General features: G+C 66.0%; 20 protein-coding genes and 6 pseudogenes. 14 read left to right on the top strand and 12 right to left on the bottom strand.

Annotated features, from left to right (window positions below; genetic code table 11):
• The 7 genes and pseudogenes from HNR01_RS26665 to HNR01_RS26635 form a co-directional block, all read left to right on the top strand.
• Window positions 1-358, top strand: a pseudogene (locus tag HNR01_RS26665) (TonB-dependent receptor); the annotation flags it as partial.
• A 206-nt stretch (window positions 359-564) separates the two neighbouring features.
• On the top strand, window positions 565-951 hold the full coding sequence (locus HNR01_RS26660) for a hypothetical protein (protein ID WP_012606145.1): 387 nt from the start codon (window positions 565-567) through the stop codon (window positions 949-951).
• Window positions 948-1,934 (top strand): cytochrome c peroxidase, encoded by a 987-nt coding sequence (locus HNR01_RS26655; protein WP_012455559.1) that lies wholly within the window; start codon window positions 948-950, stop codon window positions 1,932-1,934. The genes HNR01_RS26660 and HNR01_RS26655 overlap by 4 nt, the downstream gene beginning before the upstream one ends.
• Before the next feature lie 84 nt (window positions 1,935-2,018).
• Window positions 2,019-2,942, top strand: a complete 924-nt coding sequence (locus tag HNR01_RS26650; protein ID WP_012455560.1) for a LysR family transcriptional regulator — start codon at window positions 2,019-2,021, stop codon at window positions 2,940-2,942.
• A gap of 213 nt (window positions 2,943-3,155) precedes the next feature.
• Window positions 3,156-4,322 carry an NAD-dependent formate dehydrogenase gene (locus HNR01_RS26645; RefSeq protein ID WP_183670933.1) on the top strand — a complete coding sequence of 389 codons (1,167 nt, stop codon included), beginning with the start codon at window positions 3,156-3,158 and terminating at the stop codon, window positions 4,320-4,322.
• A gap of 87 nt (window positions 4,323-4,409) precedes the next feature.
• Window positions 4,410-4,913, top strand: coding sequence for an HPP family protein (locus HNR01_RS26640; protein WP_012455562.1), 504 nt, complete (start codon window positions 4,410-4,412; stop codon window positions 4,911-4,913).
• Between the two features lie 452 nt (window positions 4,914-5,365).
• Window positions 5,366-5,707, top strand: coding sequence for an avidin/streptavidin family protein (locus HNR01_RS26635; protein WP_210313656.1), 342 nt, complete (start codon window positions 5,366-5,368; stop codon window positions 5,705-5,707).
• A gap of 52 nt (window positions 5,708-5,759) precedes the next feature.
• Here the strand turns inward: HNR01_RS26635 and HNR01_RS27805 are convergent.
• From HNR01_RS27805 to HNR01_RS26605, 5 genes and pseudogenes are all read right to left on the bottom strand, one after another.
• Window positions 5,760-6,272: pseudogene (locus HNR01_RS27805) on the bottom strand (DUF2478 domain-containing protein).
• A 404-nt stretch (window positions 6,273-6,676) separates the two neighbouring features.
• On the bottom strand, window positions 6,677-7,666 hold the full coding sequence (locus HNR01_RS26620; protein WP_012455563.1) for an SMP-30/gluconolactonase/LRE family protein: 990 nt from the start codon (window positions 7,664-7,666) through the stop codon (window positions 6,677-6,679).
• A 101-nt stretch (window positions 7,667-7,767) separates the two neighbouring features.
• Complete coding sequence (locus tag HNR01_RS26615; protein ID WP_012455564.1) at window positions 7,768-9,021, bottom strand: DUF2325 domain-containing protein; 1,254 nt, start codon at window positions 9,019-9,021, stop codon at window positions 7,768-7,770.
• A gap of 92 nt (window positions 9,022-9,113) precedes the next feature.
• Window positions 9,114-9,458, bottom strand: coding sequence for a winged helix-turn-helix domain-containing protein (locus tag HNR01_RS26610; protein ID WP_012455565.1), 345 nt, complete (start codon window positions 9,456-9,458; stop codon window positions 9,114-9,116).
• A 95-nt stretch (window positions 9,459-9,553) separates the two neighbouring features.
• Window positions 9,554-10,804 carry a molybdopterin molybdotransferase MoeA gene (locus HNR01_RS26605; protein WP_012455566.1) on the bottom strand — a complete coding sequence of 417 codons (1,251 nt, stop codon included), beginning with the start codon at window positions 10,802-10,804 and terminating at the stop codon, window positions 9,554-9,556.
• Between the two features lie 139 nt (window positions 10,805-10,943).
• On the opposite strand from HNR01_RS26605, the pseudogene HNR01_RS26600 reads away from it, so the two are divergent.
• The 5 genes and pseudogenes from HNR01_RS26600 to HNR01_RS26580 all read left to right on the top strand — a co-directional run bounded on the left by HNR01_RS26600 (window position 10,944) and on the right by HNR01_RS26580 (window position 14,994).
• A pseudogene (locus HNR01_RS26600) lies at window positions 10,944-11,998 on the top strand (NAD(P)-dependent alcohol dehydrogenase).
• Between the two features lie 36 nt (window positions 11,999-12,034).
• The gene (gene modA, locus HNR01_RS26595) at window positions 12,035-12,832 is read left to right on the top strand and encodes a molybdate ABC transporter substrate-binding protein (RefSeq protein ID WP_012455567.1); all 798 of its coding nucleotides are present in this window, start codon (window positions 12,035-12,037) and stop codon (window positions 12,830-12,832) included.
• Window positions 12,829-13,521, top strand: a complete 693-nt coding sequence (modB, locus tag HNR01_RS26590) for a molybdate ABC transporter permease subunit (protein WP_012455568.1) — start codon at window positions 12,829-12,831, stop codon at window positions 13,519-13,521. The genes modA and modB overlap by 4 nt, the downstream gene beginning before the upstream one ends.
• A gap of 27 nt (window positions 13,522-13,548) precedes the next feature.
• Entirely contained in the window at window positions 13,549-14,625 is a 1,077-nt protein-coding gene (gene modC / locus HNR01_RS26585) for a molybdenum ABC transporter ATP-binding protein (protein WP_012455569.1), read from the top strand.
• 159 nt (window positions 14,626-14,784) lie between these two features.
• A complete protein-coding gene (locus tag HNR01_RS26580) occupies window positions 14,785-14,994 on the top strand; it encodes a TOBE domain-containing protein (protein WP_012455570.1) in 210 nt (69 codons plus the stop codon).
• A 313-nt stretch (window positions 14,995-15,307) separates the two neighbouring features.
• On the opposite strand, the gene HNR01_RS26575 is transcribed toward HNR01_RS26580, so the two are convergent.
• The 4 genes from HNR01_RS26575 to HNR01_RS26560 all read right to left on the bottom strand — a co-directional run bounded on the left by HNR01_RS26575 (window position 15,308) and on the right by HNR01_RS26560 (window position 19,877).
• Window positions 15,308-16,780: a hypothetical protein gene (locus HNR01_RS26575; protein WP_017487493.1), complete on the bottom strand. Its 1,473-nt coding sequence runs from the start codon at window positions 16,778-16,780 to the stop codon at window positions 15,308-15,310.
• Window positions 16,777-17,727, bottom strand: a complete 951-nt coding sequence (locus HNR01_RS26570) for a hypothetical protein (protein ID WP_012455573.1) — start codon at window positions 17,725-17,727, stop codon at window positions 16,777-16,779. Before HNR01_RS26570 ends, HNR01_RS26575 begins: the two co-directional genes overlap by 4 nt.
• Window positions 17,728-18,235: 508 nt before the next feature.
• The gene (locus HNR01_RS26565) at window positions 18,236-19,543 is read right to left on the bottom strand and encodes a type II toxin-antitoxin system HipA family toxin (protein ID WP_012455574.1); all 1,308 of its coding nucleotides are present in this window, start codon (window positions 19,541-19,543) and stop codon (window positions 18,236-18,238) included.
• Complete coding sequence (locus HNR01_RS26560; protein WP_012455575.1) at window positions 19,533-19,877, bottom strand: helix-turn-helix domain-containing protein; 345 nt, start codon at window positions 19,875-19,877, stop codon at window positions 19,533-19,535. Before HNR01_RS26560 ends, HNR01_RS26565 begins: the two co-directional genes overlap by 11 nt.
• Window positions 19,878-20,694: 817 nt before the next feature.
• Between HNR01_RS26560 and HNR01_RS28115 the strand changes: the two are divergent.
• A pseudogene (locus HNR01_RS28115) lies at window positions 20,695-21,780 on the top strand (AAA family ATPase); the annotation flags it as partial.
• A pseudogene (locus HNR01_RS26550) lies at window positions 21,767-22,626 on the top strand (ISL3 family transposase); the annotation flags it as partial. The pseudogenes HNR01_RS28115 and HNR01_RS26550, both read left to right, overlap by 14 nt.
• A 156-nt stretch (window positions 22,627-22,782) precedes the next feature.
• Here HNR01_RS26550 and HNR01_RS26545 read toward each other — a convergent pair.
• From HNR01_RS26545 to HNR01_RS27405, 3 genes and pseudogenes are all read right to left on the bottom strand, one after another.
• The gene (locus HNR01_RS26545; protein ID WP_210313654.1) at window positions 22,783-23,025 is read right to left on the bottom strand and encodes a hypothetical protein; all 243 of its coding nucleotides are present in this window, start codon (window positions 23,023-23,025) and stop codon (window positions 22,783-22,785) included.
• A 519-nt stretch (window positions 23,026-23,544) separates the two neighbouring features.
• Window positions 23,545-23,787, bottom strand: a complete 243-nt coding sequence (locus tag HNR01_RS27795; protein WP_312893436.1) for a hypothetical protein — start codon at window positions 23,785-23,787, stop codon at window positions 23,545-23,547.
• A 109-nt stretch (window positions 23,788-23,896) separates the two neighbouring features.
• Window positions 23,897-24,107: pseudogene (locus HNR01_RS27405) on the bottom strand (hypothetical protein); the annotation flags it as partial.

Genomic DNA, 24,107 nt, shown 5'->3' with positions numbered 1-24,107 from the left:
CTGCGCGGCATCGGCCTCTGCGTCGGCGCTCATGCGCGGCGGGTGGGTCCCTTTTGGACGCCGATCCTGGGTCCCTATTGGACGCCGATTGACAGCCACGTGGCAAGCGACGCCCGCTTTGAGCTTCACGCCGAGCGTGGAAGCGGCGAGTGGTCGCTTCTCGACTGACCGACTGGAGAACAACTTCTTCAAAACCGGCGGCTACGTGCTGGTGAACCTTCAGGCGCAGTATGCCCTGGATGCGCACGCGACTGCCGCCATCGGTGTGCGCAATCTATTCGATCATAATTACTCTCTGGCTTACGGTTTTCCTGAAGCAGGGCGCACCGTCTTTGCAAACGTACGGATGACGTTCTGAAGGTGGAAAGGCAATCCGTCCGGTCAATCGCTACTACTTTTTCAGGGAATGAGATGTGTGATATTAAGGCGCAACTGTCGAAAGGCTCTCTGGTCCTAGTGCTCATAGCGCTTGCCGCGATGCAGACGATGGCCACGACGCAGGCGGCGGAGACTTGCCCTGTGGCGCCATTGGCGCCGCCGGCCGAGTTGGTAGGATGGAGCCAGATGGCTCCCATCACCGCGGGTTCGGATGCCGAAGCGGCGATCGCCCTGCCCATAGGGCTTGGGGCTGTCGCGACCCTGCTGCCGACGCCCGCGATCCGCTATGCGTTTCGACCCGAGAAGCCGGGAGGCTCTGTAAGCCATGGGGGGATCTTCGCCTTCTCCGTGGAAGCCGCCGGACGGTACCGTGTGGCGATCGGATCGGCGGCGTGGGTCGACGTCGTGCTGGGAACGGACGCTTTGACATCCGTGGCACACGGGGCTGGCCCGGTCTGTACAGGCATCCGTAAGATGGTCGATTTCGATCTTCAGCCGGGTCGTTACCTGCTCCAGATCGCCGGGAATGGCACCGTTCAATTGCCGCTGATGGTGACGAAGCTACCGAAGTGAGAAGGCCCGTCGCTGCAGCGGCCGCTCTGATCCTGGCCGCCGCGCCGTTCGGCCTGCCATCGGCGTCGCCCTCGGCTTGGCGCTGGTCGCTGCCGGACCGTTTGGCCGTTCCGGTTGTTCCAGCCGACAACCCGATGAGCGCCGTTAAGGTCGCACTCGGCCGGCGCCTGTTCTACGACGCCGACCTATCGATCGACGGCACGATGGCCTGTGCTACCTGCCACGAGCAGAAGCGCGGCTTCGCCGATGGAACCCGCACACGCCCGGGAGTGCATGGCGACCAAGGGCTCCGCAACGTACCAGGCTTGGCCAACGTCGCATGGCTGCCGAGTCTGACCTGGGGCGATCCGCGGATCACCAGCCTGGAGGCTCAGGCTTACGTTCCGCTCTTCGGCACGCAGCCAGTCGAAATGGGAATGGCGGGACAGGAGCCCGAGCTCGTACGCCGCCTCCACGGCGACGCATGCTATCGGCAGCTGTTTCGCGCCGCATTTCCCGAACGGGGTGGGGCAATCGACATCGGCACTGTCACCAAGGCGCTGGCCAGTTTCCAGCGCAGTTTGGTTTCCTACGATGCCCCTGTCGATCGTGGCGAGACTTCGCCGGCCGGTGCCGCCCTCTTCAGGAACGATTGCGCCGGCTGCCATTCCGGCAGCAATTTCACCGACGGACGCTTCCACCGCATCACCAGCCGGCTCCGCATGGATCGCGGCCTTGCCGATATCACCGGGCGCACGGAAGATGCTGGCCTGTTCCGTACGCCGAGCCTTCGGAACGTAGCGGTAACCGCTCCCTACCTCCATGATGGCAGGGCCGCCACGTTGAGGGAAGCCATCGCAGCTCATGGATACGTCTACGAACCGGCGCAGAGCGATGCGCTTCTTGCTTACTTGCATGCCCTCACGGATCTCGGCTTCCTGAGCCGGAGCGAGCTTTCTTATCCCGACAGCCCCTGCGCGTTCCTTGATGGCGATGATCGTTGATTACGACGATCTGAGGCGCAATCCGTCGACTGGCTGGCTATATTCGATTGGACATATCGTGTCCCTCAGGCATCGTGCGTTGCCATGTTGGTCCGCCACCTCTCCTACTTTGTGACCCTTGCGCGCGAGCGACATTTCGCTCGGGCCGCTCAACTCTGTAACGTCACGCAATCGACCCTCTCAGCAGCTCTGCGCAAGCTGGAGGAGGACCTTCAGGTCGCCCTCGTCGTGCGCAATCAGCGCTTCGTCGGCCTTACCGTCGAGGGCGAACATCTCCTCGCATGGGCGCGCCAGATCCTCATCGATTACGACAGCCTGCGAGAGGATCTGTCCGGGCTTCGCACTGGCCTCAAGGGCACGCTGCGGTTGGGCGTCGTCCCGGCGGCGATGGGCGCGGTCGGCTTCCTCTCGACCCGGTTCAGGGAGGCGCATCCCGACGCCTCGATCGAGATTCGCTCGCTCTCGTCCCGCGAGATCCAGAAGGGCCTCGACGGCTTCGAGATCGAGGCCGGCCTGACCTATCTCGAGAACGAGCCGCTCGAACGGGTGCGGCGCGTGCCGCTCTATCATGAGCGCTACATCCTCGCGATGAGGGCCGACCATCCGCTGGCGGCCGAGGCGCGGGTGAGTTGGGTGCAGGCGAGCTGCCAACGCCTCTGCCTGCTGAGCGAGGAGATGCAGAACCGCCGGATCCTCGACGGCTTGGCGGATGCGTTCGGTGTGGTCCTGCGCCCGACCGTCGTCAGCAACTCGTTCCTAGGCGTTTGCGCGCACCTGCGCGAGGGCGGATTCGTCAGCATCGTGCCGCATACATTCCGGCACCTGTTCGGCGGCACCGATGCCCTGGCCATGCGCGACTTCGCCGAAGCGACACCGCGGCAGACTATTGGGTTGGTCTTCACCGACCGCGATCCGCTGCCGCCGATGGCCTCCGCACTTCTGCGTGCCACGCTGAACTTCCGACTTGAAGACACTCCTGCCTGGATGGCAGCGCTGCCCTCGCCCTGATCGACCGCGTCGATCAGGCCATCAAGGACTTTCGTTTGATACCGAAGCGATAAGAACGGAAGTTCATCTCGCTCGAGCCGGCCTGCAGTAAATGACAGGTCCGGCCGATTCTTGAGCGGGGAAACGCCAGTCGATACGATGCACCTCTTGCGTCGTGATCAGTCTTGATCGACTGAGGCGATCCCCTTTGCAAGCCGACAAAGGGAGTCAGCGATGGCCAAGATCGATCTCGTTCTTTACGACGATCCCGTCGACGGGTATCCGACCTCATACGCCCGCGACGACCTACCGAAGATCGAGCGCTATTCCGACGGCCAGACTCTGCCGACGCCGAAGGCCATCGACTTCCAGCCCGGCACCCTGCTCGGGAGTGTTTCGGGCGAACTGGGCCTGCGCACATATCTCGAAGGCCTCGGTCACGAGTTGATCGTCACCTCCTCGAAGGAGGGCTCCGATTCCGTTCTCGACCAGCATCTTCACGACGCCGAGATCGTGATCTCCCAGCCGTTCTGGCCGGCCTACATGACCGCCGAGCGGATCGAGAGGGCCAAGAACCTCAAAATCATCGTCACCGCCGGTATCGGCTCCGATCACACCGACCTCGACGCGGCGATCAAGCACAACATTACCGTCGCCGAGGTGACATTCTGCAACTCGATCAGCGTCGCCGAGCACGTGGTGATGATGATCCTCGGCCTCGTGCGCAACTATATCCCGTCCTACCAGTGGGTGATGAAGGGCGGCTGGAACATCGCCGACTGCGTGGCGCGCTCCTACGACGTCGAGGGCATGCATGTCGGCACGGTCGCCGCCGGCCGCATCGGCCTCGCAGTGCTGAAGCGCCTGAAGCCGTTCGACATGCACCTGCACTATACCGACCGTCACCGGCTGCCCGAGTCGGTCGAGCGGGAACTAGGCCTGACGTGGCACGCCAGCCGTGAGGAGATGTACGGCGTCTGCGACGTGGTCACCCTCAACTGCCCCCTCCACCCGGAGACCGAGGGCATGATCAACGACGAGACGCTCAAGCTGTTCAAGCGCGGCGCCTATCTCGTCAACACGGCCCGCGGCAAGCTCGCCGATCGCGACGCCATCGTCCGCGCCCTCGAAAGCGGACAACTCGCGGGTTATGCCGGTGATGTCTGGTATCCGCAGCCGGCGCCCGAGGACCATCCGTGGCGCTCGATGCCGCATCACGGCATGACTCCGCACATCTCCGGTACCTCGCTCTCCGCCCAGACCCGCTACGCGGCCGGCACGCGCGAGATCCTCGAATGCTACTTCGAGAAGCGGCCGATCCGGAACGAGTACCTGATCGTCGAAGGCGGCAAGCTCGCCGGTGTCGGCGCGCATTCCTACAGCGCCGGCAAGAAGGCCTGAGGCTCTTCCCGGCCGGGCGTCCAATCGACGCCCGGTCGCACCATTCGATCCCTTCGGACGTTCCGCACCGGCAAGGCTTGAAGATTCATGGCTTCGCATCAGAGCCTGAGGCAGCGCTTCGCGCGGGCCGTGCCTCTCACCGCAACGCGCTCGATCCTCATGGCTGGCCTCGGCGGCTTCGGCGTCATCTTTCTGCTGGCGGAGGTGACGGCCCGTTTCGAAGCGGGTCTGCTCATCGCACCGTTCGGGGCCAGCTGCGTGCTGGTGTTCGGCTTACCGCAAAGCCCCCTCGCGCAGCCGCGCAGCGTGATCGGCGGCTACGTCGTTTCGACGGTGATGGGCTTGCTGGTCTTCTCCTTCCTCGGCTCGACGGCCCTGGCCTTCGGTCTCGGCGTCGGCCTCGCCATCGTCACCATGCTTCTTACGAAGACGGTCCATCCCCCGGCCGGTGCCGATCCGATCGTCGTGATCCTGGCGGGGGCGAGTTGGAGCTTTCTCGTCGTCCCAGTCCTCACCGGTGCCCTGACGATCGTCGCGGCCGGAATGCTGTTCAGGCGGTACGTCCTCAGGCATCCAGCGCCGGCGCACTGAAGCACGGGGGTGCCGGGGACGGTGGGGCTTTTCTCTACGCTCAAAGCTTGCGTCCGTCAGCGGGGCGATGAGGTGATCATGCTGATTGCGATCTTCGTTGTAATAGCAGTCCCCATGCTGTTCCTATATTCTGCCGGGGTATATGAGAAATCGAAAGGCAGGAATATTTTTTGAAATGAACTGATGCGAATATTCAATAAAAACAAGCCTGCTTTAACCTGGCTTCATCAGGAGTATGGGGTTGGGCTGACTTGAGACGACATGGCAGCATCCAGCTCCGGCGAGTATGTGCCTCATCGGACATCCTGCATCTGCAGTCCACCCGTGCACAGGGCGCGGCGGGGGAAAGGGCGACAGGAAGAATCATCCGCTATATATCGATACGTATAACGATACTCGATCGCAGCCGCCAGGCGTGACGGACAGGCGTACAGACAGAGGTGAGGAAGCCGATGTTCGAGGGCAGCTGGCGCAGTGAATGTGGTGCGGAGATCCACTTGTTACAGTATGGCGAAGCAATATCGGGAACTTACACGCCAAGCCGAGCTGAGCTTGTAGCGCCATGCCGGGGTCGCAGTCTTGTTGGCTCTGCTGAAGGCGAGTTGATTGGCTTCGTGACGAGTTCATCCGCGCCTGGCACGGTTACCAGTTGGACCGGGCGACTTCTGCAGACGCCTGATCTAACAAAACTTGAAATACACCTCGTCTACCATGTCGTTGAACGCGTCACGAATGATCTGGATATTTCGCGATCGAAAGAGGTCAGATCCGCTGTTTTCTGTAAATACGAATGATGACCCTTCGCGGCTTGGCGAGCAAACGAAGGCATGAAGTCACAAATTTTTCCTAGATCTTGTAATCTTTGGCCTCACGCATTGACCGCCACGCTTCGATTGCGGCCTCTTCCGGAGCAGAGAAGCTGGAAAGCGGACCGGCAAAACACTGCCATGCTTCCACGAAACTCGGCGCAACCGCTGTCACGATAGGTTTCTCCGCCACGATCGCCGCTGAAAAGGCTGCGATCAGGCCGCTGCGGGCCGCTTCGAGCTTGCCGAACTAGCTGATCACCACAAGATCGCAACCGGCGGCAATTTGGCGGCAGAGACTCTCGCAAGCCTCGATGATACCCGAACCGCAAAGCTGGCAGGCTTCTGAGCCGGATCCCAGTTCCTGGTAGATCGCGTACTGCGCACCGGTCGCGAGATCTTTGAGCCGATGTCCGATTCCGTCGGACGAAGGAACCTCGACAACACCGACGATCCGTCGCCCAGCATGGTTCCAACGCCGAGCGCTGGTCAGCAGGAGCGACTGGATCGTAGGGTTCGACGCCCCCGTCAGGGCCAGGATCGGCGTTGCCATGCCGTTCGCCCTCCGCGTCGAGCCTGTTATCCGCTGCCGGGCGCTCGCGTCCCTATCCTCACCTACGCCAGTCGATCACGGCATGAAAGCGGCGCACCCTATGGGAAGGGTGCGCCGGAGGATCACTCGCTTGTCTCAGGAACGAGCTGGAGATCAGGCTATCTCGGACCGGTCGGCATCGCTATAGCATTTTGAATACAGCGCTCGCTCTCCGGCGTGGCCGTGCCGCCGGATCGGCGGACGCTGAGAGGGCCCGACGGCCGAAACAGAGGCTGACGCCGCCGTCAGCACCGGCTTGCCGACATCTCCGCGGGAGGGAAGCGCATCGGTCCGGTCCCGCTCGCTGACCGATGTCTCACCGGAAGCCGCCGGAGCATTCAGCCTCTTCCTTTAACCAACGAAGGTCAGGGAGATTTCAAGGGGATCGCGTGGAGGCGGAAGGGGAGATCGGGCCCCGCCCCCTTCTTCGCCTGATCCGTCAGGGCGGCGAGTTGACCGACCGTGATCCAGGCCGTGTTCCCGACCTTCGTCACACCGGTGACGCCGCCGGCGATGTTGTCCTTCAACGGCTCGATCCGAGCGGCATCCCCCTCCACCGTGATGCGGTCGAGCCGGCCACCGCCTTCCGCCATGAGGAAGCTGCCATCCTCCAGAGGCCGGAGCCCATCGGCGAGGACGACCACGCGCGATGGCGTCAGCGGTGTCACCGCGCCGGCCACGCCGTCCGTGACAGCAATCCGGAATAGCTCGGCCTTTGTGTAGGTGTTGACGTAGAGGTGCCCGTCCTTGCCGAAAGCAATGCCGTCGAGCCCGGCCTCTTTGCCCTCCGGCGCGAAGAGCGGATCGCTCTTCCAGACCTCCAGTGTTCCGCTGCCCGGCTTGAGCCGCAGGATCTGCGGACCCAGCGTATTGGTGACGTAGGCTGCCCCGTCCGGTCCGATCGTGATGTCGTTGCAGATCGCCGGGCTGACCGGAAACGGGGCGCTGATCCTGCCCTCGCCGGTCGTCAGGTCGAAACCCTTGAGAGCTGCGCCCTTCACCTCGCTCGGTCCCTTGACGCCGAGGGCTGAGAGATCGTTCGAGCAGACCCAGAGGATGCCGCTCTTTTCGTCGGCGAGGACGCCGAAGGTCGAGCGGGTCTCGAAAGCGCCCGGCTTGATCCAGATTTCGGCCTCGGCACCGGGCCGCACGCGTAGCACACCGCCGCTGGCGAAGCTGCTGACATAGAGCGTGCCGTCCGCCGTCGAGGTGATGCTCTCGGGATAGGCGGCATCGCCAGGGAGGGGGATACTCTCCGGCGCCGCGGAGAGAGTGTTGGCGGCACCGCCGATGCTGCCGGCCAGAACGGGAATGAGGAGCGGGATCAGCCGCTTCCATGCCGGAGAACGTGTCATGCGATCTCTTGCTACCATGCGGAGCGGGGTTCCTGTTCGGTCTGCGGAGGGACGAGCGCGAAAGCCGTCCTCCTCGCGCCGGCTCGAACGGCATGCCGATGTCAGGCGAGGGTCGGCCGCGCGTCAGGAGCCGTCACGGCGTTGACGAAGCTCGCCAGACTGGCGCTGCGGACAGGCTTGAAGGCCTTGCTCCCCGCCTCGCAGTAGCGCTTGACCAAGCCGGTCGCCTCGTGGCTGACGCACTCGACCGGGAAGAGGACGAGGTCGCTCCGGCTTACGAGGCCCGGCAGCAGCGCGATGTTGTCGTCGATGCCGCCGTCGTGGCTGAGCAGGTGGCCGTCCCGCTGCTCGACGAACCGGCGCAGGCGGGCGACCTGGCGGGGGCGCCCGCCGACATAGAGCAGCGTGCGCCCCGTGAACTGCCCGTCGTCGCGCCGCGAATCCGGACGTTCCGTCTCTCGATCGTCGCAGAGCAGGCGCTCGACGGCGGCCAGTTCCGCCTCGGCGGCTTGCCGCTGCGCCGTCTCGGCTTCCAGATCGAGGCTGAGCTTGGTCGAGGCGCGCATCAGCACGGCGACCTTCTCCTCCAACGCCTCGGCATGGGCGCTTTCGCGAGCGAGCCTGATCTCCAGACCCTGCATGGTCTCGCGTACCGCTTCGTCAGGCTTCGTCACCGTGACGCGCGTGGCGAACTGCAGCGCCTCCGACTCGCGCTGGCGGGCGCTGAGCGTATCCCGCTGCTCGGCGAGTTCGTGGATCCGGGCCTCCTGCGCCGCGATCCGCTCCTCCCGCTCCGCGAGATCGACCTCAAGCTGGCGCAGTCGCCGGATGTCGGCGCGGTTCGACTGGCCAACGAGGTGCGAGAGCATGTGCACCTCGCCGAAGATATCCTGCACCAGGGTCCAGTCGGTGGCGGGATGGGTCATCGCAGCCCAGTAGGCACCGGGGATTTCACCGCGCTCCAGCGACTCGCGCCAGAGGGCGCGCACGTCATCGACGGTGCGGGCCCTGTCGAAGCGGCGGATCTCCCGCTCATGCCGGCGGTCGAGCATCTTCTGCAGCAGCTTCCCGCCCCCGTCCTTGCGCCGGGCGAGATGGACGACCTCACCGTGCAGCCGGTGTTCGCTCATCGTACGCGCCGCGGCGATGCCGAGCTTGGCGAGCAGCGAGCGGCCGTCGGCCGTGCTCAGGCAGGTGCCGACGATGGAGCAGTGGAGCGTCTCGGCCAGTTCCCAGATCCGGTCCCTCGGCCTCTCCGCCGCCACGACGGCCTCGGGTGACAGGGGCGCGGGGCGTCCGATGCTCGATTTCAGGGCGAGCAAGGCGGGTCCATCCGGGTGAGAGCCGTGCGCCACGGGCGACTCCGTGCGAGTGCTATATCCAATCAGATATAGCGATAGTGGCGCAGAATGGGCGCGATGGCCAGAGCCATTCCGAGCTGATGATCCTACGGGGCCGGATCGGCCGGTTGGGTCAGGCGGGCGAGGAACGGAGCGGCCGCCTTCTCCGCGGCGCGCTCGATCGCCCGGTAATGCGCGACGACATCGGTGCCGAAGGCCGAGAGCCGGGCGCCGCCGCCCGCCTTGCCGCCGATCTGCGCCTCGATCACCGGGCGTCCGAAGCCCTTGTTCATGTCCTCGACGAGGAGCCAGGCGCGGCGGTAGGACATGCCCAGCGCCCGGCCCGCTGCGGAGATCGAGCCATGCTCGGCGATCGCTTCGAGGAGCTGGACCTTGCCCGGCCCGATCCGCCAATCCGGTCCGAGATCGATACGGATGCTCAAGCGGGCCATCATTCTCCTCGCGCGGTTCGAACCGTTCTAAGCGTCTGCGCGGACGAAGACGAGGCCGGCTCATGGGAGCCGAGCCCGGCGGATGCCTCTCCCCTTTAGAAGCCGGGGCTGAGATCGAAGCGGAGGATCGCGACCGGATCGCCCGGCGCGGCTGGAGGCGCATCCGCCGGGCGCACGGCGAGGGCGTCGGCGAGGGCCAACTCAGACAGCATCGCGTTGTCCTGCTCCGCCATAACGGAAAACGTCGGCGCCCCCTGCTCATCACGGCCGAGTTGCCCCCGCAGGAAGGTCGTGCGCGGCCCCGTTGCCGGCAACGCCGTCGCCAGGACGGCGCGCTCGGGTGACGGCGCCGCCCATTCCGTCCCTGACAGCCGCGCCATCGCCGGCTTGAGGAAGAGGAGCGCACTGACGAGAGCCGCCACGGCATTTCCGGGCAGCCCCAGGACCGGGAGCGGCCCGAGATGCCCGAACAAGGTCGCCTTCCCCGGCCGCATGCGGACCTTTCGGAAGGCCGGCTCGAAGCCCAGGCCGGCCATGGCCGGGCTCAGCAGGTCGAAGTCTCCGACCGATGCCCCGCCCGAGGTGACGAGGAGATCGATTCCCTCCGTTGCGAGCACCCGTGACAGGGTGACGGAAAGGGTAGCGCTGTCGTCCGGCGCGATGCCGAGATCGAGCGGCACCCCGCCCCAGGCCCGGACCAGCGCCTTCAGGGCCGGACGGTTGGCGTCGAGGATCTGATTCCCCGGCCCTTCCGCGAAGGCGCGCGACAGTTCGTTCCCGGTCGAGAGGACGGCGACGCGCGGCCAACGATGAACGCGGATCTCCGCATGGCCCGCGGCGGCGGCAAGGCCAATATCGCGGGCGCTCAGGCGCTTCCCGAGACGGGTGACGGGCGCGCCCAGGCAAAAGTTGCTGCCGGCAGCGCGGATGTGCCGGTTGGGCGCGGCGCCCGGCAGGATGCGCACGCGCTCACCAACGGCCTCGGTCAACTCCTGGACGACGACCGTATCGGCCTGGGGCGGGATCGGCGCGCCGGTGAAGATCCGCCGGCAGGTCCCCGGTGCGAGCGGCGGACCGATCGGATCACCAGCCCTCACCACGCCCGCGCAATCCATGAGGGCGCCGGCCTCGGCCCAGCGCAAGGCGTAGCCGTCCATCGCTGCGACCGCGAAGGGAGGAGCGTCGAGGCGCGCCGTCAACGCCTCGGCGCAGATGCGGCCGACAGCGTCATCGAGCGGAATGCGCTCGCTGCCGACCGCGTTCAGGCCCTGCCCCATCCGCACGAGAGCCTCGGCGATCTCCGGCATGTCGATGGTCGCGTTCGCGGCGGTGGTCGGTGTCTGCACGTGGGCTCCTCGGCGCATCCGGTCTGCCGGGAATAGCCGATCGGCCCTGGTCGAAGCTATGCCTCGCTGTATATAGCGCACCCGGGGGTTGGACGCCGGCCCGGCTCGCCCGGGCGCCGTCATCGCGAAAGACACGCGCATGTTCACCTGCACGGGCTATGCGGCCACCAGCGCCGATACGAGGCTGGAACCCTTTGCCTTCGAGCGTCGCGATCCGCGCGCCGACGACGTCGAGATCGAGATCGTCTATTGCGGCGTCTGCCACTCCGATCTGCATCAGGCCCGCAACGAATGGCGTAACACGCTCTACCCGTGCGTGCCGGGCCACGAGATCGTCGGCCGCGTCACACGCGTCGGTGCGGAGGTCAGGGACTTCAAGCCCGGCGACCTCGCCGCGGTGGGCTGCATGGTCGATTCCTGCCGCACCTGCACCGCCTGCCGCGAAGGTCTTGAGCAGTATTGCGAGCCGGGCTTCACCGGGACCTATAACGGTCCGGAGCAAGGCACCGGCGCCAACACATTCGGCGGCTATTCAAGCCACATCGTCGTTGACCGGCACTTCGTGCTGCACGTGCCGGAAGGGCTCGATCTGGCGGGCGTCGCACCACTCCTGTGTGCGGGCGTCACCACGTGGTCGCCCCACGCCGCTGGGGTGCGGGCCCCGGCAAGAAGGTCGGCATCGTCGGGCTGGGCGGCCTCGGCCATATGGGCGTGAAGCTCGCCCACGCCCTAGGCGCGCATGTGGTGCTGTTCACGACCTCCCCCGGCAAGGAGGCGGATGCGCGCCGGCTCGGGACCGACGAAGTGGTGATCTCGAAGGACGCCGAGCAGATGGGCCGGCACGCCGAGAGCTTCGACCTGATCGTCGATACGGTCGCGGCCCAGCACGACATCAACGCCTATCTCGGCCTGCTCAAGCGTGACTGCACGCTGGTGCAGGTCGGCGCGCCGGAAAAGCCTCTCGACGTGAACGTCTTCAGCGTGATCTGGCGCCGCCGCAACTTCGCCGGCTCGCTCATCGGCGGCATCGCCGAGACGCAGGAGATGCTCGATTTCTGCGGCAAGCACGGCATCACCGCCGACATCGAGATGATCCCGATCGATCAGATCGAGACCGCCTACAGCCGCATGCTGAAGAGCGACGTGAAGTACCGCTTCGTCATCGACATGGCGAGCCTGCCCAAGGCCGCCTGATCCCTTCCCCCGCGTTCGACACAGGATCTCTCCCGTATGGCCCTACTCACCCGCACGCGTTTCCTGGCCGGCCTCGTCGCCGTCACCCTTGCGGGAGCGTTCCCCGCGACGGCCGCGGAGGCGCCGACCGTCTTCGCCGCCGCGAGCCTGAAGAACGCCCTCGACGACATCGCCGGAAGCTACGCCAAGGAAGGCAAGCCGGCCCCGAAGGTTTCGTATGCGGCCTCGAACACGCTGGCCAAGCAGATCGAACAGGGCGCCCCCGCCGACCTGTTCTTCTCGGCCGATCTCGACTGGATGGACTATCTCGCCAAGAAGGATCTCATCCAGCCCGACACGCGGGTGAGCCTTCTGGCCAACAGCATCGTGCTGATCGCTCCAAAGGACTCCAAGGCGGAAGTGAAAATGGGGCCGGGCCTCGATCTCACGGCGGCGCTGGGCACCGGCAAGCTTGCCATGGGCAATGTCGAGGCGGTGCCCGCCGGCAAATACGGCAAGTCGGCGCTGGAGAAGCTCGGTGGCTGGGCGGGTGTGAAGGACCGGATCGCGCAGGCCGAGAGCGTGCGCGCGGCCCTGCTTCTCGTCTCGCGCGGCGAGGCGCCGCTCGGCATCGTCTACGCCACCGACGCGGCAGCCGATGCGAATGTGAAGATCGTCGCTACCTTCCCCGCCGAAAGCCACCCGGCGATCGTCTACCCGGTCGCGATCACCAAGGATTCGCGCAACCCGGACGCGTCCGCCCTCCTGGCCTATCTGCGCGGCCCCACCGCCAAGGCTGCCTTCGAGAAGCAGGGCTTCACCGTGCTGAACCGCTCGGCCACAGCCGCGCAGTGACGGACTGGCTCACGCCTGACGAGTGGGCTGCGCTGCGTCTCAGCCTGCTCGTCGCGGCCACCGGCACGCTGGCGAGCCTGCCGCCGGGTATCGGGATCGCCTACCTGCTCGCCAGGAGGAGGTTCTGGGGCAAGTCCATGCTCGACATGGTCGTGCACCTGCCGCTCGTCCTGCCCCCCGTTGTGACAGGCTATTTACTGCTGCTCGGTTTCGGCCGACGTGGCCTGTTTGGCGCATGGCTCGCTGAAATCGGCATCGTGTTCTCGTTTCGCTGGACGGGGGCGGCGCTCGCTTGCGCCGTGATGGGCTTTCCGCTGTTGGTGCGGGCGCTCCGCCTCTCCATCGAGGCGGTCGACCGGCGACTGGAACAAGCAGCGGCGACGCTCGGCGCCAATCCGCTTCAGGTCTTCGTGCGCGTCACGCTGCCGCTGATTCTCCCTGGGGTCATCGCTGGCATGGTGCTCGCCTTCGCCAAGGCGATGGGCGAGTTCGGCGCGACCATCACCTTCGTCTCCAACATCCCCGGCGAAACCCAAACCTTGCCGTCGGCGATCTACACCCTGACCCAGATCCCCGGTGGTGAAGCTGGAGCAATGCGGTTGACCTTGATCTCGATCATCGTCTCCATGGCAGCTCTGCTGATGTCCGAGTTGCTCGCCCGCGGCGTCGCCCGACGGCTCGCGGCATGACGGCCCGACCATGAGCGCAATTCACCCATGAGGGGCCTTTCGGTCGCGGTTGAGCATCGGCAGGGGGCGTTTCGGTTGGAGGCTGCCTTCGAGGCTGAGGGGGGCGTCACGGCCCTGTTCGGGCGCTCGGGCTCGGGCAAGACCACGCTCATCAACGTCGTCGGCGGCCTGCTGCGGCCGGAGCGCGGGCGGGTCGTCCTCGACGGCGAGATGCTGGTAGACACCGAGGCGCGCCGCTTCGTGCCGCCGCATCGCCGCCGCATCGGCTACGTCTTCCAGGAGAGCCGGCTGTTCCCGCATCTCGACGTGCGTGCGAACCTCCTGTTCGGGCGCCGCCTGGCGCGTGGGACCGATGGGATCAGCTTCGACGATGTAGTCGACCTGCTTGGCATTGTGCCCTTGCTCGCCCGGCACGCGGCCGGCCTTTCCGGTGGCGAGCGCCAGCGGGTGGCGATTGGTCGTGCACTGCTGGCGCGGCCCCGACTGCTTCTGATGGATGAGCCGCTTGCCGCCCTCGACGTGGCACGCAAGGCGGAGATCCTCCCGTTCCTGGAGCGGCTGCGGGATCTCGGGATACCGATTCTCTACGTGTCACACGCGTTGTCCGAGGTTGGTCGGCTCGCCGATCGCATCGTGGTGATGGAGGACGGCCACGTCGCCGCCGCGGGACCGGTCGACGAGGTGAGCGCGCGCCTCGACGTTGCGGCGCTGCGCAGCGCCCGCGAGGCCGGTGCCATACTCACGGCAAGAGTCGAGGCGCACGATCCCGGCTTCGCGCTGACACAGGTCGTGACGGAGGCCGGGCCGCTGTACGTGCCTTTGCTCGAGCGCCCGGTGGGTGCATCCCTGCGTATCCTGGTCTCGGCCCGCGACGTGACGCTCAGCCTGTATCCGCCCAAAGGGACGAGTGCGCTCAATGTGCTGGCAGGCCACGTGGCCGAAATGGGCGCAGAGGTAGCCGGCGATCCGACAATGGAGGTGCGCCTTGTATGCGGCGGTGCGAGCCTCGTCGTTCGGCTGACCCGTCGATCACTCGCCGAGATGGACTTGCATCCGGGCACATCCGTTTACGCTGCCGTAAAAAGCGTCGCCTTGCTTGACTGACCCTCCTGGTTTGGAGACTTGCGGTCAGCGGTTCGTCCGCGGCCTACCCGGCTCGACCGCTTCGCATTTTGCAGACAGAAAAGGCGCACTCGTGTAGGTCTGCTCCGTCCAGAACTCCCGGCTGTAAAGCCAGGACGCAACGCTTATAAAGGAATGTCCATGCAGATCAGTGCGCGCAACGCCTTCAAGGGCAAGATCGTTCACGTTGAGAAAGGCGCGACCACTGCTGTTGTGAAGATTGAGGTCTCCCCCGGACAGGTCGTTACGGCGTCGATCACCAATGAAGCGGTCGACACCCTCAAGCTCGCGGTCGGGGGCGAGGCCTACGCCGTGATCAAGGCGTCTGACGTGATGGTGGCAGTCGACTGAAACGTGGACGAGCGCCGTGTCACAGCGGCGCTCTCAGTTCTTTTAATTCACTTGGGACCAGGTACACTCGGGGGTGAGCGTGTCCCGAGTCCAATGTCGTTATCACCAGCCTGGGGCAGTGCTATCGGCATGAAGAGGGCAAGATCCAACTTCAGCTAAGGCGCCTTAGTTGCCCGGCTAAATCCACTTGATGGCGCCAGACCACGAGGATCAGAAACGGCTGTCAGAGTGAGGATCGCCACGCTGACCGGGAAGGAGGTCGGTGAGGATACGGCGACCCGCTACCTGCAGGACTGATCGGTGGCGACCAGCGCTACCGGCGCGAACCCTCCACGCGCTTGGACACCGTGTTGACAGCGCTTCCGACGCGGTCAAAGGGCTCGTCGGCCATCGGCTGTAGTTCCGGGGGGTACACGAGGGATCGGCGCTGCCCCCCCTCGATCAGCTCGGCATCCACGCGGCCCGCGTTGGCCACATAGTGTAGTCCGTCGATACGCAGCGCATCGGCCCATCGGGCGACGCGCTCTAGGTTATCCCGGTCGAAGAACTCAACCGCATCGAGCAAGGAATCTCGCACCCGTAGAACGCGCGTCACGAGTTCCCGTGCGTTGCGCGTCACCCCGAGCAGGTCTCGTCGCGTCGTCGGCGTCCGCGGCATGGCCAGGAACGCGTCCACGAGCGGAAGCACTTCCCTCATGGCTTGGCCGAGCGCCGGGGAATTCGAGAAAAGCACGCTGCCCCTAAGAGTGCCGAGCGCGCGGGCCTCGCGCTTCCTCAGCGGGCTTTTGTCGACCGTCGGGGCGCGGCCGCCTTTCGTATGGAACTGAGCACGCTCACGCTCGCCGAGGCCGGTGTACCATGCGCGCGCTTCCTGCTCGCGCTCCCGGCGCCTTTCCTCGGCAGCGTAATCGCGTGCCTCGACAGTCACGGTCAGGACGCCGTCGTGGCGGGAGATGACTGACTTAATCGCCGAAACGAGCCCAGGGAAAAGCGTCCGCAAGTCGACCCTCAACGCGTCGAACGCCCGGACCGCCGGGTTCTTCGGCAGCCCCGCGATCCAATCGCGATGGGCGCGCAACGTGTCTGCGAGATCGCGGATCACCCGAAGATAGGATCCGCGCTCCTCAAGCCGCTCCCGGCCGGCGGTGAAGGACTGCCAGTTCCCCAGGCCGAAATGCTTGGCGCCGCACTCGTGGCCGATCAGGTAGCGTCGGTCCGCCTCGTCCCGGAAAATGTAGCCGCGCTTATGCCGATGCGCGAAGGCACACGCGACCATTGCTCCTACCTCGTACCGGCCCTCGTAGGTCAGCCACTGGTCTGCCGGTGGTGCCCCCTGCGTAAGGTTCTCCAACGCGAGCGGATCTGCGATGACGAACGTCCGGTCGACCAATTCTGCGTCGGAAAGGTCCGGGACGCGAACCTTTGTGTAGCCGCCCTCGGGCGGGACCGCCCGGGGCGCGCGGCCCCGCGCCGCGGGAGCAGGCGCAGCCCGCGCGGGCTTACGGCCAACCGCTGGGTCGAGCGTCGCACCATCCAGGATGGTCGTCGCATCGACCACCGCGGCCTCGAAACCTGTCGACCTGAGATCCGACCCGGTGAAATCGAACCCGCGGACATCCTCGCCCCCCAGGGGCCAACCCCGCAGGTCGCGGTGCCGGAAATCCGATGCAGGATCGAGCCCTCCGGCCGCCACCAGCGCCCAAAGCGTCACCTCGGTGGCGTCCCACACCGCGGCGACGCGGTCGAACGCTCCGGATGGGATGCCTACGGTGTCGAGCGTCGTCATGTGTCGTCCCCTTCGGGGCGCACCCGCTCAGGCGGGACGGCGAGGGACTGGACGGCGATCAGAAATTCGCCATCGGCGACTGGAAAGCCAGCGTCGCGTTGCGCCTCGCCGAGCGCCTTCGCCATGACGAGGCCTGCCACCCGCGCCCTGAGGTCCGCCTTCGCCGACACATGCTCCCTGGCCGCTTTCGACGACCGCTGGCGCAATGTGGCCTCTGCGCTCGTGCGGTCCGCCTCCGCGACGGGTCCGTCTGGACCGCGCACGAGGACGTGACCGAACGATGCCGAGACAGTGGCGGTGAGCACGACCGGCTGCGACGCATCCACCCTTCCGACAACGCAAAGCTCGCGCACCTCACCGTCCTTGCCGCGCTCCTCCCCGAAATATGTGCCCTGGAGCCGGCCGTCATCCCTGCGGGCGTCGCCACGGGCCGGATCCCCGACCTGCCAGCGGTCTTGGCCGGACGTGACGATCAGGTCGACGACGGGCTCGCGCCTGACGACATCCTTCTTTTCTTCGTTCCTTTTGTCGGAGCGCTTGTAGCGACCCGCAATCAGTCCGATCAATGACGGCTTGACCGGATTCGCGTCGACCGAAGCCTCAATGCCGATGCCCGCGTCCCGCTCCCTTCCGCTGCTGAGCGTCTCCGTCCCGCTGATCTCGAAGCTTCCCTTACCGAGCCGGTGCTCGTAGCGGGAATGGGTCGCCACCTCGCAGTTCTCGCGCTCCAGGGCCACGTGGCAGGCGCGCATGGAGATGGCGTAATCCCGTCCCGCGATGCGCAGGGCGGCCGTGCCGCAACTGAGTTCGAAGTCGACCCTCATCGCGTTGCAGGGCTCGCCCTGGCGGATGTTCACGCCAACGCCCGCGAGATGGTGCAAACCTCTGGCATGGGTCGGCCCGACCTTCTCGACGCGCGAAACGGCCCCCTGCGCCTCCAGGTCCATTGCGGCTCGTTTACGGATGCGTAACGTCATGGGCACGGCAAGGACGGGTCGGGACGCAACATCTTCAGCATATTACAGGAACGTTCCACGAACGAGAGCCCGGCATCGCTGTCGACAGGAATTTGGCAGGTGTCTCGCCCGGGAAGCGCGGCCGTATCCTCCTGTCAGCGAGACGCCCGACCCTGAGCGGCGCCACGACGGGCTTGGGACCCTAAGCCCAAGCGCGGTCCGCCTACGCCGTCCCGCCATCCCCCGACATCCCAGTCGGACGGGCAAATAACCGGCCGCCGATGCTCGCGAAACCAGGTGTAGGTTGCCAAAGCCAGCAGAGGCAGCCGTGCCCGACCCGTTCGCGCCACGCGACGGGCTTGCCGTTGAGGCCTTCGCGGATGGCGATGCAGGTCATGCCGTTCGTCCAGGTCCGCTGCCGCGCTCGACCGAGTCCGCACCGCCCCCCCGCATCCGCGGGGGCGCTCGGCGAGGCTCATCCCGCGATGCCCCGTCCCGCTCAGGGGCTCGGGAGGCTCGCTCCCGACGACGCGTCGTACTCGTCGTCGGGCCCATCGACCCACTGGAAGCCGGGATAGACAAACGCGCTCCTGATGCGCTCGCAATCGTCGGGCGACACGCCCGTCCCGCGACAGGCCGCGTACCATCGGTTCGAGACGGCCGTCCGCATGTCGTCGACGACGCGCGAAGCCTCCTCGCGATCGAGTCCGAAGCGCGCGCACTCCGTCAGAAGGTTGTCGCGGGTGCCCACGCGGCCGTGGCTGCCCACCTGCATGGCCAGCGTTCGCCCGTCCTGGGCCACCATCGGCGTCGGCACGAGATCGTAGGCCGGCGCGAGGCGCCAACCGCGTGCGTCCGCGATTAGCGCATGATTTCGAGGATGGTCGTCGACGTTCGAGATGAGGGCGTTGAAGGTCATCCGCCGGAACACCTCCCGGCGCGACGCGAGTTGGTCGATATCGGTGCGACGAAGTTCGTCGGCGAGGAGTGGGTAGGACCAGCGCGACCGGTCCGACGAGGTCTCGCTCGCATCCAGAAAGGTCACCGCACTGATCATCCGATGGCGGAGATAGCCGCCCTCGACACGTTCGCGGTCGAAGCGCTTGACGAACAGCACCGGCCGGCCGCCGACCTGGACCACCTTGGATCGCGCCGGCGACAGGCCGACCTCCGCCGCCAATTCGAGCATGGCATGTTCGACGCGCGGGTTGTCCCAGGCGTCGTCCGGTCGGCTGAACTTCGCCAGCCAAAGGCCCTCGTCATCCTCGACGACCGTCTTCGGCCGCGCCCCGCCCATCGACGTCCCCAAGAGTTGCAGCTTCTCGACCTGGCGGGTGACGGCTCGGTCGTCGCCCGCGCCCCCAGCCAACAGGACGTCGGCGGCGTCGAGCAGCTCGGGTAGCTGCAGCGTCCTGTTGAACTTCCGGAGCGGTGCGGGCGGCTCGGGGCTCAGGCCGAAGCCGAGCGCGCCGGCCCGATCGTCCGGGGAGTTCAAGAGATACCCCAACTCGTCGAGTTCGCCCCCGTACTCCCGTTCGATCACCAGCCGGCCCCAACGGTCGGGTGCCGCGTCGCGCAGAGACGGAAAGATGGGGCTCGCGCCGGCGTTTTGTCTGACGCTCCCGTCCAAGACTGCAAGTCGGGTCGGGTCGATGGCCACCCTTTCGGGTCGGGCGAGATAGGATTTGCCGTAGACGAAGCGCCCGACCTGGCCGCCGTCCCGCGTCGGCGCGACATCCAGTCGGCCGGCGACGACGGGATTCGTCCGGCCGGGCAGGGTGACGTAGACGTAGCAGCTAGAAGTCATTGCTCATGCCACCGAGGGACGAACGTGCACGGTGTCGGGACGAGGCGGATTCGAGCGCCTGCCCCTCCGCGTCGCGCTCCGGCGCCGCGAGGTCGGCCAGCTCCTTCGTCAACCCGTAGACCCAGAGAGCTGCCACGTAGGTGCCGGCCATGACGGCCGGGTCGCCGCGCTCGGCCTGCGCCAAGGTCGTGCGGTGGACGCCGATCCGACCTGCTACCTCTTCGAGGGTCATGTTTCTCCGGAGCCTAGCCGTCTTGAGGTTGGAGCCGAGTTCCTGGAGCGCCTTACCAGCCTCGTAGGGGATCGGGCTGCGCCGCCTGTCCATCACGCCCATGATAAATCCGTCGGTTCCGACTAACGCAAAACGACTTAACGTCAGCTATAACCGACACAGTCAGTTCTGACAAGGTGGACACGCTTTTTGGCGGCCACGAGCAACACAAAACGGGTTTATGTCGAGTGTGACCGACAAACGAGCTGCCTAATTGCCCTATGTGGTGGCCGGCCGCCCGGTGACCCGGGGAGTGCTGCCTCCCAGCTTTGGCGAGGCGACCCCGTGTCTCGGGAGTGGATACCGGAGCAGGGATCCGGGAGCGGCGGCCCACCGAAGGCGCGACCTGGCGGATGAGGGGGGCCGTCGCGTCTCATGTGGCACGACGTCAGCAGCGTCGGCCGACCAGCCTTGGGCGCGGCCATCACGACGACCTGATAGCCCAGAACATCCCTCACACAGCCCAAGAAGGGTACATAACCTTCAGGAGATACTCTCGGAGGTCAGGATGATCGCCGTAAGCGCCCCAACCGCTGACAGGCACTTCCGAACGCCCGCAAGCATCGCATCACCCAGACAAACGGCGTTTTGACACGACCAAGGTCGGAAGCGGCGTTTCGGGCCGCGCTCGCTAGCTGTCCGCAGATGGCGCAACACGGCCAAAGCACAAACACACCACCGCTGTGCAAAAGTCACTCCGCCTACTAGCAAACACGTTCTTGTTATGTTCGAATCCTGTCGTCGCCTATGAAGCAGGCGATCTCCAGATGCCGACGCCCGCAATGCGCTCAAACATCGAGCCAGCCGCGCCGCCTCCGCCCAATCCAGCACTGACGCTGACGGCTAAGCCCTCGCGTGGCTTGGCCGTGGGAGATCTCGCATGCTCGCTCCATCCTCTTTGCTTTCATCCACGGATCCGCGTCCCCATGACGGCGCATCCTCCGACCAACTCGCACGCGCCTTCCTGCAACAACTCGCCCAGGACGAACGCAAACGCCTCAAGGCCGACCAACGCTCCAACCCGTTCGGCTTCGAGGATGACGCTGTTCTCGACGAGAACGACGCCATCGAGCAGATCGTCATTCGCGATGAAGAGAACCGACCGGAGGCCACGCATGTGCCGGTTCCAGCAGATCTCGCGGCCGTGGCCGTGATACTCGCCCGCGCTATCGAGGCAGAGCCCGGTCTTGTTCGCCGGCTGCGCCGCGAGGCGCCCGTCGTCACGCTCGCCACGCACGTGATCGATCTTGTCGAACCTGTCCGCATCGTCGCGGAGAAGTGCCTGTTCCGGCCGGACACGAAGGTCGTAGAACTCTCGAGCGGGAGAGCCCGTGACCTGACCCGCAGAAATGCCGCCCTGTTCGTCTGCGATGGCGTCGGTCGCGATGCTCGGCCCGAGAAGGGCAACGATGTGATCGGCACCGCACTGCATGTGCGGGTGCCGATCGTCGGCATCGCACCCGATCCGAAGCGTCAGTTGCCGCGCGACCTGATGCGGTCGTCCGAACACAGGATCGCGTTGCCGTGCCTGGATCAGGCCGGCCTCGCCCTCGTGGTCGAAGCCGTTGTCGGCAGCCGGCCTTCGAAGAATATCGATCCCAATCTCCTCCGCATGATCGACATCGCCGATCTACCCGTCGCCTTCCGCCGAACGGCCACGCCCGATGGCTGCATCGCTGCGCTGGAACGGATCGTCGCTGCCAAGGCCGACTATCTGGTCGAGGGGCCTGCCCTGGAGGAGCTCGACGGTTATGGCGAGGCCAAGGAATGGGGCTTGGCAGCTGCAGCCGATCTGCAGGCCTATCGCGTCGGGCGGCTGCGCTGGGCGGAGTTCGACCATCGCGGTCTGCTGCTGTCGGGGCCTCCAGGTGTCGGCAAGACGAGCTTCGCCCGCGCGCTTGCCAAGTCCGCACGTGTGCCGCTGGTGGCGACTTCGGTCGCCGAATGGAACGCCGCCGACTACCTCTCCGGCACGCTCCAGGCGATCCGCAAGGTCTTCGCGCAGGCCAGGGCGCAGGCGCCGTGCAGCGAGGGTTCGAACTCCCGGGCGAGGTCGGTCGGATCGCGGCCGGCACGAACCAGATCGACCATCTGCCGACGGAACTCGGCTGGGTATGCGGGACGGGTCTTTGGCATCGGGCAAACACCTCACGCGAAAGCGTTCTCAGTGTCCACCAAACCGGGGCAATCCCACCTCGATCCTCATCTCGATCACCTGCACGCCCGCTAGGCCGCGGGGTGCGAGAACGCCATGCAGCTCTGGCGCGAGTTGCGGTCCCGCGGCTTCGCTGGCACCGTCAAGCAGATCAGACGCTGGCTGCCCGAGCGGCGCACCCGCCCTGCCAGGACCACGATCCGGCGTCTCCAGACGCCGCTGCCGATGGCGCCCGCCGCACCGCCGCCGCTACCCTCACCGAAGCAGTTGTCGTGGCAACTCCTGCGCGAGCCGCACGATCTCGCTGCTGCGGTCGCACGCGTGCTGCAGGATGACGAGGCTGCCAAGGTCGCTGACCTCGGCCGACGATTCTGTCGGATCGTCTGCAGCCGCTGCGGCAGCGCGCCGGCCGAGCTTGGCATCGCCCCGCCCTTCGACGCTTGGCTGAGCGATGCCCGAGCCTGCGGTGTGCAGGTGGTCGAGAGCTTCGCCAGCGGCCTCGCTCAGGATGGAGCCGCTGTTCATGCCGGCCTCCGCCTGCCCTGGATTAGCGGACAGGCCGAGGGGCAGGTCAACCGGCTCAAGCTCCTCAAGCGCGCCATATACGGCCAGGCCAAGCTCGACCTCCTGCGCCGCCGCTTCCTCCTCGCAGCGTGATCCACCAAACCTGACGATGAACCACCCCGTGGGGGCAGATCAGTCTTCCGACTCGGCCTCATCCCCGGCTCCTCCGATCCTGGCCGACCCTCGCGATCAGCCCGGTTCGGGCCCGGCTTGTCTGGGCATGGGAAACCGGTGGATGCAGGGATGCACTCAGTTCTGCACGGAAGGAGGAGGATCCAAGGCCATTCCGCGCGCCTTGATTTCGATCAGCCGCAGGAGTTTCTCATCCACCCCCTCCGCTCGCCAGCCCTCGATGGAGGCGTGTAGGAAGTTGCCGAAGTCTTCGCGGCGCATGACGCCTTGCTTTTCGAGAAAGGCCATCAACACGTTGAGAATCGCAACCGTGGCGTTGTCCGTCGCGGCGATCGCTTCGGTCTGTATATTCGTCATCATGAACTCCACTGCTTCATTAGAACACGAAGGATTCGGCGCCCGGTTGCGGAGCCACTACCTCGACACTTAAGACGGGGCAGGCGGTCGTGGCGGCCACATGATGGCTCCCCGGTCGGGAGACCGGAAACTTCCGCGCATCATGCGCGGAAATCCGCGCCCACGGGTGGTGTCGCCGCCCTCGTCCGAACGCCCGCCGTCACCCCCTCCGTCCTGAAGCGGCCCGCTCCGGCACGCAGCCGTGTCTGCGCACCGGGAGCGGGTCGCGCGGCCACCTCGCACTTCGGATGCCCGCCCCGTTCCGCGCGGGCCGACGAGGCACGCTCCGACGTTCGGACATCGTGCCACGGTCTCGCTCGGACGAGGCATCCCGACCGCCGAGGCACTTCGGAGCGTTAGCGAGCCTACCAGGCGACAGTCGTCGCCTTGCAGAAGCCACACCTCTGCGCCGGCGGGCTGTTGTGTCCGATGCGGATGCCCTGATCCGGCATGCTTATCTCGTGATCTGGCACGTCGATCACGTCAGGCTCCGAGATGCGCGGCAGCCTGCACGCCGAAGCTGGTGGCGAAGGAGAGCAGCGCACCGTCCCAAACCGTCAGGTGCCCGCGTCCGAACGGAGCTCCGCCCGCGGTGAGTCCCACGCCGAGCCAGACGTAGCCTGCCAGGATGAGTAGGAAGGCCAAGCTCCAGAGCGCAGAGGATCCAGGCAGAAGGGCCGCGATCACCGTGCAGAGGGTGCTGACCGCGACCCAACCGGGAAGCACCGACCCATTCGCAACAGACCGGAAACCGGCGCTCAGCGAGAAGGGCAGATTCAGCCGACGCCAAGGTCGAATTTTCGGATTGAATGTGGCCATCGCATCCTCTCCAGCCTCAGTTGTGGCTGTAGGTCGGCGACGCTCCTCTGCGCCGGCGGCAATTGACGAATTGAAGCGGCAGTCGCTGCGCGGGCACTCCGTCCGTCCGCCGTGCAGGCTCTTCGCCGTCGAGCGCCTGCAGCTCGGTCAGAATGGCATCGAGCGGGACGGGCTCGGCCCAGTACCCTGGCAGGCAGCGCAGGGTTGGGCATGATTCTGCAGCCCGG

The organism is Methylorubrum rhodesianum, assembly GCF_014199985.1.
Taxonomy (GTDB): Bacteria; Pseudomonadota; Alphaproteobacteria; order Rhizobiales; family Beijerinckiaceae; genus Methylobacterium; species Methylobacterium rhodesianum.
Note: the sequence above shows the minus strand (reverse complement) of the source record. Positions and strands in the feature narration are given on the sequence as shown.

Coding starts and splice junctions, on each gene's coding strand:
- HNR01_RS26650 (WP_012455560.1), top strand. CDS start 2,019: ATGTTGGTCCGCCACCTCTCCTACTTTGTGACCCTTGCGCGCGAGCGA.
- HNR01_RS26660 (WP_012606145.1), top strand. CDS start 565: ATGGCTCCCATCACCGCGGGTTCGGATGCCGAAGCGGCGATCGCCCTG.
- HNR01_RS26575 (WP_017487493.1), bottom strand. CDS start 16,780: ATGACGACGCTCGACACCGTAGGCATCCCATCCGGAGCGTTCGACCGC.
- HNR01_RS26640 (WP_012455562.1), top strand. CDS start 4,410: ATGGCTTCGCATCAGAGCCTGAGGCAGCGCTTCGCGCGGGCCGTGCCT.
- HNR01_RS26620 (WP_012455563.1), bottom strand. CDS start 7,666: ATGACACGTTCTCCGGCATGGAAGCGGCTGATCCCGCTCCTCATTCCC.
- HNR01_RS26560 (WP_012455575.1), bottom strand. CDS start 19,877: ATGGGCGTGATGGACAGGCGGCGCAGCCCGATCCCCTACGAGGCTGGT.
- HNR01_RS26645 (WP_183670933.1), top strand. CDS start 3,156: ATGGCCAAGATCGATCTCGTTCTTTACGACGATCCCGTCGACGGGTAT.
- HNR01_RS26580 (WP_012455570.1), top strand. CDS start 14,785: ATGCAGATCAGTGCGCGCAACGCCTTCAAGGGCAAGATCGTTCACGTT.
- modC (WP_012455569.1), top strand. CDS start 13,549: ATGAGGGGCCTTTCGGTCGCGGTTGAGCATCGGCAGGGGGCGTTTCGG.
- HNR01_RS26635 (WP_210313656.1), top strand. CDS start 5,366: ATGTTCGAGGGCAGCTGGCGCAGTGAATGTGGTGCGGAGATCCACTTG.
- HNR01_RS26570 (WP_012455573.1), bottom strand. CDS start 17,727: ATGGACCTGGAGGCGCAGGGGGCCGTTTCGCGCGTCGAGAAGGTCGGG.
- HNR01_RS26565 (WP_012455574.1), bottom strand. CDS start 19,543: ATGACTTCTAGCTGCTACGTCTACGTCACCCTGCCCGGCCGGACGAAT.
- modA (WP_012455567.1), top strand. CDS start 12,035: ATGGCCCTACTCACCCGCACGCGTTTCCTGGCCGGCCTCGTCGCCGTC.
- HNR01_RS26610 (WP_012455565.1), bottom strand. CDS start 9,458: ATGGCCCGCTTGAGCATCCGTATCGATCTCGGACCGGATTGGCGGATC.
- HNR01_RS26545 (WP_210313654.1), bottom strand. CDS start 23,025: ATGATGACGAATATACAGACCGAAGCGATCGCCGCGACGGACAACGCC.